Origin of the sequence: Arcanobacterium bovis, assembly GCF_004331995.1 — a bacterium.
GTDB classification, from domain to species: domain Bacteria; phylum Actinomycetota; class Actinomycetes; order Actinomycetales; family Actinomycetaceae; genus Arcanobacterium_A; species Arcanobacterium_A bovis.
The window spans coordinates 1-977 of sequence record NZ_SJDT01000018.1 but is presented as its reverse complement, the minus strand read 5'-3'; the positions used below and the strand labels follow the sequence as shown (position 1 = coordinate 977).

General features: G+C 47.5%; 2 protein-coding genes and 1 pseudogene. All 3 read right to left on the bottom strand.

Going from position 1 to position 977, the window contains the following annotated elements; genetic code table 11:
* Positions 1–365 (bottom strand): annotated as a pseudogene (locus EZJ44_RS08585) (VirB4-like conjugal transfer ATPase, CD1110 family); the annotation flags it as partial.
* Positions 295–696: a PrgI family protein gene (locus EZJ44_RS08580; protein WP_131282576.1), complete on the bottom strand. Its 402-nt coding sequence runs from the start codon at positions 694–696 to the stop codon at positions 295–297. The gene EZJ44_RS08580 and the pseudogene EZJ44_RS08585, both read right to left, overlap by 71 nt.
* An 8-nt stretch (positions 697–704) precedes the next feature.
* Complete coding sequence (locus tag EZJ44_RS08575; protein WP_131282573.1) at positions 705–908, bottom strand: hypothetical protein; 204 nt, start codon at positions 906–908, stop codon at positions 705–707.
* Positions 909–977: the final 69 nt, after the last annotated feature.

Genomic DNA, 977 nt, shown 5'->3' with positions numbered 1-977 from the left:
TAACCGTCCCCACGCGGAGCAAGTTTCACATCCCTAGCTAAACGGTCAGGATCAACCACTTTATTAACGATCAAGATTTGCACATGCTGACCTGCAAGATGTGAGTTAAGAAAACGCGCATACTTCTCAATCAGCCCTTCTTGGGTGTCTTCAGGTGCGAGTACGTAATCAATATCCGATAGCTGTAACGTGACCGAGTATTGCTTACCGCCCAGGTGACACAATCCGGACTCTGCCAGTGCCTCATAATGGATCTGATCTTGTACCGATCCTTTACCACGCGAAAGCCGGGATTTAGTTTGCTTGCTCGAAGGCAATACGTGTTTTGCGTGATCGCCGTGTTTCTTCTTTTGCTTCCCCACCATTATTTTCTCCTCTGCCCACTACCGCCAGTGGATCAATGCCTCGATACGTGTAGTGCTTCGTGCCAAGGAAATGCCTCCACCAAAAACCCACGTACTTTTCAAAATCAATACCCATTGGGCGCAGCCAACCAAAAGCAAAACCAGGAATGGAAACAAGCATCACCGCTAAAATGCCGGTATTTTCACCAGCAGTAACAAATGCCAGGAAATAGGCACCTGCAATGAGTGGGATCGTCACAATAGTGGTGAAAAATTGTCGCCACGACATACCAAAAAGTACTTTTGCTCGGTATTCTTTGATTTCTTTGAAAACCTTGACTTCCAAAGCCATGAGAGCACCTATATAGCGATCGTCTTAAACAGTGCCGCCGCTGCAATGATCATTGCCCCACCAGCCAGTTGCCATAAACCAGTGGATTGTTGCTGTCCGTTATGATCTTTCAATCCGCCAGCAAGAGTAATCACACCGAAAAGACCGTAAAGAGCACCGCCAAGAATAACGAATTTGGCAATCAGGTCAAGAGCTTGAGTCAAAACGTTCATTATTCATCAGCCCTTCACGACGAAACCGAAACGGCGTAGTCCGATCACCATGCCGACGCCGGTGCCAAG

What these genes read in the sequence shown, in the direction of transcription:
- EZJ44_RS08580 (WP_131282576.1), bottom strand. Translation starts at nt 696, where the DNA reads ATGGCTTTGGAAGTCAAGGTTTTCAAAGAAATCAAAGAATACCGAGCA.
- EZJ44_RS08575 (WP_131282573.1), bottom strand. Translation starts at nt 908, where the DNA reads ATGAACGTTTTGACTCAAGCTCTTGACCTGATTGCCAAATTCGTTATT.